The sequence below is a fragment of the Halobacillus sp. BBL2006 genome, from assembly GCF_000786645.1.
GTDB lineage: Bacteria > Bacillota > Bacilli > Bacillales > Halobacillaceae > Halobacillus.
The window spans coordinates 1-8,932 of sequence record NZ_JRNX01000545.1 but is presented as its reverse complement, the minus strand read 5'-3'; the positions used below and the strand labels follow the sequence as shown (position 1 = coordinate 8,932).

Below are 8,932 nucleotides of genomic sequence, written 5' to 3'. Positions count from 1 at the left end.
AGAAAAAAGTAAACATAGCGAAATAACGGATGATTAACCATGACATAGGACTTAGGATTCTATTGCCTGAATTGGAAATCTTTGATATAGTTGTTTGAAAATTAGTAAAATTAAAATAAAACTACAAGGAGGACAGAAAACAATGAAGCTTTATTTATCCGTCGACATGGAGGGGATCACAGGAATCCCTGATTACACCTTCGTCGATTCGTCCAAGCATAATTATGAACGCTCAAGGCGGATCATGACAGAAGAAGCGAACCATGTCATACGAACCGCTTATAGCAACGAAGTGAAAGAGGTACTCGTCAACGACAGCCACTCCAAGATGAATAACCTCTTGATCGATGAAATTCATCCAGACGCGCAGCTGATCACAGGGAGTGTGAAGCCTTACTCGATGATGCAAGGGTTGGATCATTCTTTTTCAGGTGCTATATTCGTTGGTTATCACGCTCGAGCGGCACAAAGAGGGGTTTTATCTCACTCCATGTCCTTTGGGGTTCGCAACTTTTACATAAACGATGTCGCTGTCGGGGAACTTGGGTTCAATGCCTACGTTGCCGGCTATTACGGCGTACCCGTCCTTATGGTCGCGGGTGATGATTGCGCGGCAAAAGAGGCCGAGGAACTCATCCCTAACATTGTGACAGCACCCGTCAAAGAGTCCATTTCACGATCTTCTGTGAAAAGTTTGACACCAAAAAAAGCTGGCGAACTTTTGCAGCAGCGAGCAGCTGAAGCCTTACATAATCGCTCCAACGTCGAACCTCTCGTTCCGCCGGATCACCCAAAACTAAGAATTGAATTCATGAATTATGGACAAGCCGAATGGGCGAATTTGATGCCTGGAACAGAGCTTGAGCCGGATTCTACTACAGTAAGTTTTCAAGCCAAAAACATACTCGAAGCTTATCAAGCCATGCTTGTCATGACAGAGCTTGCGATGCAGACTACATCCAGCTAGGAGGGACAACCGATGGCGAAATACATATTTAAACGTTTTATTCTGATGATTGTCACTGTATTTATCATTGCAACGTTGACGTTTTTCTTAATGAATGTAATCCCAGGATCGCCTTTCAATGAGGAACGTACGACAAATGCCGCCGTACAGCAAAATCTTGAGGAGCACTTCCATTTAAACGAACCTTTAGCGATTCAATATGTGCTTTATTTGAAGTCGATCGTCACGCTCGACTTTGGTCCTTCGATTAAACAACCGACAGAGACGGTCAATTCGCTGTTGGGGAGAGGATTTCCGATATCAGCGGAGCTCGGGATTTGGACGGTACTGCTTGCCTTAGTCTCAGGTGTGGCGTTAGGGGTGTTTGCCGCGCTCAAACATAACGGCATCATCGATTATATCGCTATGACGATTGCAGTTTTAGGGATTTCAATTCCTAACTTTGTGCTTGCGACCATGCTCATCCAGGAGCTTGCTGTGAATCTAAGTATTTTTCCTGCGGCCACCTGGAGCAGCCCGCAGCATATGGTGCTTCCGATTTTAGCCCTCGCGACAGGACCGATGGCGATTATCGCTCGTCTCACACGATCGAGCATGCTGGAAACGTTGACGCAGGATTACATAAAAACAGCCCGGGCGAAGGGACTTTCGCCGGTGAAAATCATCGTCAAGCATGCATTAAAGAATGCCTTGATGCCTGTTGTCACCATCCTTGGGACCTTGCTTGCCGGTATATTAACAGGAACCTTCGTCATCGAGAAAATTTTTGCGATTCCGGGAATGGGTAAATATTTCGTCGAAGGCATCAATCAGCGTGACTATCCTGTCATTATGGGAACCACGGTGTTCTACAGTGCTTTTCTCGTCTTCATGCTGTTCTTAGTCGATATCGCTTATGGAATCCTCGACCCGAGAATCAAGTTACACAAAGAAGGAGGGAACTGATGTGATTCCAGAACCAAAACAGAAACAGCCGAGCCATCACTCGTCCATTCCTGATGAGTGGTTTAAGCCGAAGCGAAAGGATCTGGATGAAGCGGAGTCCGTCGTCCGGCCTTCGTTATCTTATTGGGAGGATGCGTGGAGGAGGATTCGGCAAAACAAGCTCGCGATCTCAGGACTGATTTTCCTCATCCTCTTAGGCATCATGGCCGTGATTGGCCCTTGGATTTCCCCGCATAGCGTTTCAGAAACCGCGCTTGCCAACCAAAACCAGCCTCCTTCAGCTACGCACTGGTTTGGGACGGATGAACTCGGAAGGGATGTATTTACACGGACCTGGTATGGAGCGAGAATCTCCTTGTTTGTCGGGCTTATGGCTGCACTTATCGACTTTTTTATCGGAGTGGCTTACGGAGGAATCGCCGGCTATAAAGGTGGACGTGTCGATAGTTTCATGATGCGCATCATTGAAATTTTATACGGGCTTCCTTACTTGCTCGTGGTGATTTTGCTGCTCGTCGTCATGGGGCCGAGTTTACTCACCATCATCATTGCCTTGACGGTTACAGGATGGGTGGGAATGGCCCGGATTGTCCGTGGACAAGTCCTGCAGCTGAAGCATAATGAGTTCGTCATGGCCTCTCAATCCTTTGGGGCGAAAACGAAACGAATCATTCGAAAAAACTTACTACCTAATACGATGGGACCGATCATTGTGCAAATGACTTTGACTGTTCCGACTGCCATTTTTGCGGAAGCTTTCTTAAGCTTTTTGGGCCTTGGCATTCAAACGCCTTTTGCGAGCTGGGGGATGATGGCGAATGACGCACTGGGTGTCATTTTATCCGGAGACTGGTGGCGCCTGTTCTTCCCGGCCTTTTTCATATCGGCAACGATGTTTGCTTTTAACGTATTGGGAGACGGATTACAGGATGCGCTTGATCCGAGGCTGAGGAGGTAGATGACATTGGAAAAAATACTAGATATCGAGGACTTACATGTATCGTTTACAACCTATGGCGGAGAGGTTCAAGCCGTCCGTGGTGTGGATTTAGAGCTGTACAAAGGAGAAACGCTTGCGATTGTAGGGGAGTCCGGCTGTGGGAAGAGTGTGACCGCCAACAGCATTATGAAGCTGATTCCATCGCCACCCGGCAAGATTAAACAAGGATCCATCTATTTCAAGGGACAAGACATGACGAAGCTTTCCGATAAACAAATGAGGCGCATTCGCGGAGTGGATATCTCGATGATCTTCCAGGATCCGATGACCGCGTTGAATCCAACGCTTACGATCGGCGATCAATTGACGGAAGGGTTAAAGCAGCACCGGACGATATCCTCGAAGGAAGCGAATAAACAGGCGCTCGATATGCTCAACCTTGTAGGCATTCCGAATCCGAACGAGCGCATGAAGCAGTATCCGCACCAGTTCAGTGGCGGCATGCGCCAGCGGATTGTGATCGCTATGGCTCTTATTTGCGAACCTGAATTGTTGATTGCCGACGAACCGACAACTGCTCTTGATGTGACCATTCAAGCGCAAATTCTGCAGCTGTTTAAGAAAATCCAGGACGAGACAGGGGTCTCGATCATTTTGATTACGCATGACCTCGGGGTCGTCGCCAAAATTGCCAACCGTATCGCGGTCATGTACGCGGGCAAAGTGATTGAAACAGGCACAAGGCGAGAAATCTTCTATACGCCTCAGCATCCGTATACAAGAGGGCTATTACATTCGGTTCCCCGGCTGGACCAAAAAGGTGAAAAGTTAATCCCGATTGACGGGACGCCCCCGGATCTATTTTCACCCCCGGAAGGCTGTCCGTTCACTGCAAGGTGCCCGATGGCGATGGAAGTGTGCAGTAAGGTCTATCCGTTCGAATCTGAGCTAAGCAGCACTCATGCAGTTGATTGCTGGCTTCAGGATGAACGGGCTAAAAAATATATGGTTCCAACACAATGATGAATAGAGAGAGGAGAAAAAACATGAAAAAATGGCTTACGTTACTATTGGGGGTACTGCTCGTTGTTGTCTTGACGGCCTGTACAGCTACAGAAAGTTCAAGCGATAGTTCAGATGACGGCAACAATGAAAATGGAAGCGACAGTGAAACGAAAACACTTTTATTAAACAATGGGGAGGAGCCTACATCCTTTGATCCACCGAAAGGATTTGACTCGGTTTCCTGGAACGCCTTAAACAATTTAATGGAAGGAATGACGCGTTTAGGCAAAGACCACAGTCCACAGCCGGCAACAGCTGAAAAGTGGGAAGTTTCCGAAGACGGGAAAGTGTACACGTTCACCATTCGTGACAATGCCAAATGGTCGAATGGCGATGATGTCACCGCAGGAGATTTCGAATTTGCCTGGAAACGCCTGCTGGATCCGGAAACGGCTTCACCGGCTGCTTTTCTCGGGTACTTTATTGAAGGCGGCGAAGCCTACAATAACGGAGAAGGCTCCAAAGACGATGTGATGGTCGAGGCGGTCAATGATAAGGAATTAAAGGTAACGCTGACCGCACCGACGGGTTACTTTTTAAATATCATTTCTAACCCGGCTTTCTTCCCGGTCAATCAGAAAGTCGCGGAGGAAAATCCTGAATGGTACACAGAAGCGGACAGCTTCGTCGGAAACGGACCATTCGCATTGGCCGAGTGGAAGCATGACAGCGAAATGCTGTTCAAGAAGAATGAAGAGTATTGGGACAGTGAAACCGTCAAGCTGGATGAAGTCCACTGGGCGATGGTCAACGACGTCAATACAGAGTACCAAATGTACGAAAGCGGCGACCTGGATACGTCAGGCATCCCGGCTGACATGTCTGAGAAGCTGCTGAAAAGTGATGAAGTGACAATCCAGGATCAAGCGGGTACCTACTTCTATCGTTTTAACGTGAATGAAGAACCATTCCAGAACAAGAAAATCAGAAAAGCCCTTGCGATGGCTGTCAATCAGCAGGATATCGTCGATTACGTTACGAAAAATAAAGAAGAACCTGCCTATGGATTTGTTTCTTACGGATTTGAAGGTCCATCTGGAGACGACTTCCGTGAGCATAATGGCAAGCTTGTAGAATTCAATCCGGAAGAAGCGAAAAAACTTCTCGAAGAAGGCATGAAAGAGGAAGGCTACGACGAGCTTCCGGAAATTACGCTTTCCTATAACACGAGTGAATCTCATAAAGCTGTAGCCGCAACGATTCAAGATATGTTCAAAGAGAACTTAGGCATCGACATTAAGCTTTCTAACGCGGAGTGGAACGTATTTTTACAAAATCAAAAAGACTTGAAGCATCAGCTGTCCCGAAGCTCGTTCTTAGCGGACTACGCCGATCCGATTAACTTCCTTGAAAGCTTCATTACGGATTCTTCCATGAACCGTACGGGCTGGTCCAATGAAGAGTATGACAAATTGATCGAACAAGCGAAAAACGAATCCGATGAAGCGAAACGCTGGGAGTATATGTATGAAGCAGAGAAGATTCTCTTTGAAGACATGCCGATCTTCCCGATCCACTTCTATAACCAAGTTGTGTTACGTAAAGATTCTGTGAAAGACATTGTTCGTCACCCGGTTGGGTACTTGGAACTGAAATGGGCGGATAAACAATAACTGGTGAAAAAGGGGCACTAGCACTTCGGTGCGCGCGTGCCTCTTTTCATGCCATAGGAGGGAACCTATGATTCTGCCAAAACGGCTGCAAGCGGGAGATACGATTGGAGTGATTGCTCCGGCCAGTCCACCTAATCTAGAAAACTTAGATCAAGCGATTCTTTTCCTGGAAAACTTAGGGTTACAAGCCAAGGTGGCCCCGAACGTTTCAAAAACGTATGGCTACTTAGCGGGGACGGACGAGGAGCGCCTGTCTGATTTCCACCAGATGTTTGCCGATCCCTCGATCAGCGGCATCATTTGTGCCGGTGGAGGATACGGGACAGGGCGAATTGTTTCATCGATTGATTTTGACTTGATTAATAACAACCCAAAAATCTTCTGGGGATACAGCGACATCACCTATTTACATACAGCAATTCGCCAGAAGGCCGGTTTAGTGACGTTTCACGGACCGATGCTCTGTTCAGATGTTGGGAAAGAAACATTTGATGAGGAGTCGAAAAAAATGTTCCGTCAGCTTTTTCAACCGGAAACCCTTGATTACACAGAGGAGTTTTCTCCTTTACAAACGATATCCTCAGGGAAGGCTGAGGGAGAAATCGTTGGCGGGAATCTATCGTTGCTCGTCAATACGTTAGGTTCAGCTTATGAACTGGATACAAAAGGAAAGCTCCTGCTGATTGAAGATATCGGGGAAGAGCCTTACCGGATTGATTCGTTTTTAAGTCAGTTGAAGCTCGCCGGGAAATTAGACGAGGCGGCAGGCGTCATCGTAGGTGATTTTAGCGGTTCTGAACCGAAAAAACGTGACCAGTCCCTTACGCTGGAACAAGTGCTCGACTATTATTTTTCCGGGCTGAATAAACCTGTGTTATCAGGGTTCAAAATCGGTCACTGCCTGCCCCATTTTGCTGTACCGCTTGGAACGAAAGCGACTTTATCGAGCGAAACCAAAACGTTAACGATCGAACCTGGTGTTCTGTAAGAAAGGATGAACAACGATGAAGATTCAGTCCATTGATACGTATTCGGTTGCTGTTCCTTTACATACGCCCTTTAAGACAGCCTTACGAACCGTCACCGTTGCCGAATCGATTTATGTCAAGGTGACTTGCGACAACGGCATCACCGGCTGGGGGGAAGCTCCCCCGACTCATGTCATCACAGGTGAAAGTCTAGTTAGTATTGAACACACGTTGAACCATATTATCGCCCCGGTCATTACGGGGGAGTCGGTTTTCAATCGGGAAGCCCTTTTTGAAAAACTTCATAACAGCTGTGTCGGAAACACGAGCGCGAAAGCAGCGATGGATATCGCTTTGTATGATTGTTTCGCTCAGCATTGCCAGCTGCCGCTATACCAATTGCTTGGCGGGTACCGCAATCAAATGGAAACCGATTATACGGTCAGTGTGAATGAACCCGATGAAATGGCGGATGATGCCGAGCGGTACATCCAAAACGGCTTTAACATTCTCAAAGTGAAAGTCGGAAAAGATACGATTGAAAAAGACATCGAGCGCATTCTCACGATTAAAAAACGTATCGGAAATGGAGCGCAGATTCGATTGGATGCGAACCAGGGCTGGACGGCAAAAGAGGCGATCTATGCGATTCGCCGTATGGAAAATCTCGGTTTGCCGATCGAACTCGTGGAACAGCCCGTGAAAGCCCACGACATTGAAGGGTTAAAACAAGTGACAGATCAAACTTATACACCGATTATGGCGGATGAAAGTGTCTTCTCACCGGAAGATGCCCGCCGTGTAGTGGCAACGCGCAGCGCCGATTTGATCAATATTAAGCTCATGAAAGCAGGCGGTATTCACCGCGCGCTGCAAATCAACCATCTAGCCGAAAGCTTTGGCGTCGAATGTATGGTCGGCAGCATGATTGAGACGAAGCTTGGAATCACCGCAGCCGCTCATTTGGCAGCGAGTCAGAAAAATATTACGAAGGTCGATTTCGATGCGCCGCTTATGCTTACAAAGGATCCTGTCGAGGGCGGGGTAGCGTATCAACAGGCGATGATGACGCTGTCCGACTCACCAGGACTTGGAATACGAAATGTACAGCTGGAGCACGTCCATGCTTAATTTTGAAGGAGGTCTATCATGACACATACACCAACAAAAACCACCTGGGTTGTCCAGGTACCCGTCGCCACCGTCTGGACGTCACCTGAGTCACCGAGAGCGGTTGATGAGCGCGGCGTTTCTGATTCAGCGTCCATGAAAGAGTGGTTGAACCATTTAACCTACGAGACAAGTCTCGCTCTATGTGATGATAACCTCGTCCAATCTCAATTGTTATACGGGGAGGAAGTCCTTGTCGAGGAACGCAGCAACGGCTGGGCGCATATCATCGTCCCTACCCAGGCATCCAAAAAAGATGAGCACGGTTACCCGGGCTATGTGCCCGAACATCAACTGAAGGAAATCCCTCAGGAAAACTGGCAGGGAAGCGGCGTTGCCGTCGTCCATAAAAAACATACGATGCTGCTAGATCAAGAGTTTCAACCGTTCTTAGAGATGAGCTACCTCACCTCACTACCCGCTTTACTAGAAGAAGGAGAGTTCCTGAAAGTACGGACGCCGCACGGGGAAGGCTATTTATCTATCGAAGATGTGACGCTGTATCCTTCAAGAGCGGAGATCCCTAAAGGCACCGGAAAGGACCTCATCGAAGCGGGCGAAGCTTTTCTTGACCTTCCTTACTTCTGGGGCGGCATGAGTGCGTATGGCTACGACTGTTCAGGATTTGCTTACAACATGCACAAAGCCCACGGCTATGAAATTCCGCGTGACGCTACAGACCAGGCGATGGCCGGGGAAGAAGTTCCTCTTGATCAGTTACAGCCTGGTGATCTATTATTCTTTGCCTATGAAGAAGGAAAAGGAAGAATCCATCACGTAGGATTTTATTATGGAGACGGGAAGATGCTCCACTCGCCCAATACAGGAAAGACGATTGAGATCATTGAGTTAAAAGGTACCACTTATGAAAAAGAATTATGCTGTGCCAGACGTTATTGGCAGGAGAAGGGGGCATCCACATGAGTCCACAAAAAACATTAGAAGTCAAAAACCTTAAAAAACACTTTCAACTTGGAAAAGGAAAAACGTTGAAAGCCGTGGACGGTGTGAGTTTTGATATCTATCGAGGCGAAACGTTCGGACTGGTGGGTGAATCCGGGTGTGGGAAATCAACGACCGGCCGGACGATTATGAACCTTTACAAGCAAACCGATGGGGAGGTCATTTACGAAGGCCAAAGCGTTCACCATTTAAGTGAAAAAGAACAATTTTTATTAAAACGAAGGATGCAAATGATTTTCCAGGATCCCTATGCTTCCTTGAACCCACGTTCGACCGTTGCGGAAATCATATCCGAGCCGAT

9 protein-coding genes are annotated in these 8,932 nt (G+C 47.5%); all 9 read left to right on the top strand.

Annotated elements, in window-relative coordinates:
• The first annotated feature begins 142 nt into the window (after window positions 1-142).
• A complete protein-coding gene (locus LD39_RS15605; protein ID WP_035549329.1) occupies window positions 143-967 on the top strand; it encodes a M55 family metallopeptidase in 825 nt (274 codons plus the stop codon).
• Between the two features lie 12 nt (window positions 968-979).
• Window positions 980-1,912, top strand: a complete 933-nt coding sequence (locus LD39_RS15600) for an ABC transporter permease (RefSeq protein WP_035549326.1) — start codon at window positions 980-982, stop codon at window positions 1,910-1,912.
• A 1-nt stretch (window position 1,913) separates the two neighbouring features.
• Window positions 1,914-2,870, top strand: coding sequence for an ABC transporter permease (locus LD39_RS15595; RefSeq protein ID WP_231572592.1), 957 nt, complete (start codon window positions 1,914-1,916; stop codon window positions 2,868-2,870).
• A gap of 6 nt (window positions 2,871-2,876) precedes the next feature.
• Complete coding sequence (locus tag LD39_RS15590; RefSeq protein WP_035549332.1) at window positions 2,877-3,875, top strand: ABC transporter ATP-binding protein; 999 nt, start codon at window positions 2,877-2,879, stop codon at window positions 3,873-3,875.
• 23 nt (window positions 3,876-3,898) lie between these two features.
• Window positions 3,899-5,530 carry a peptide ABC transporter substrate-binding protein gene (locus LD39_RS15585; protein WP_035549322.1) on the top strand — a complete coding sequence of 544 codons (1,632 nt, stop codon included), beginning with the start codon at window positions 3,899-3,901 and terminating at the stop codon, window positions 5,528-5,530.
• 67 nt (window positions 5,531-5,597) lie between these two features.
• Window positions 5,598-6,518, top strand: coding sequence for an LD-carboxypeptidase (locus tag LD39_RS15580; RefSeq protein ID WP_035549319.1), 921 nt, complete (start codon window positions 5,598-5,600; stop codon window positions 6,516-6,518).
• Between the two features lie 16 nt (window positions 6,519-6,534).
• Window positions 6,535-7,629: a mandelate racemase/muconate lactonizing enzyme family protein gene (locus LD39_RS15575; protein WP_035549316.1), complete on the top strand. Its 1,095-nt coding sequence runs from the start codon at window positions 6,535-6,537 to the stop codon at window positions 7,627-7,629.
• A gap of 18 nt (window positions 7,630-7,647) precedes the next feature.
• A complete protein-coding gene (locus LD39_RS15570; protein WP_035549313.1) occupies window positions 7,648-8,592 on the top strand; it encodes a C40 family peptidase in 945 nt (314 codons plus the stop codon).
• Window positions 8,589-8,932, top strand: a 344-nt coding sequence (locus tag LD39_RS15565; RefSeq protein WP_035549310.1) for an ATP-binding cassette domain-containing protein, incomplete at its 3' end; no start/stop codon positions are given. The genes LD39_RS15570 and LD39_RS15565, both read left to right, overlap by 4 nt.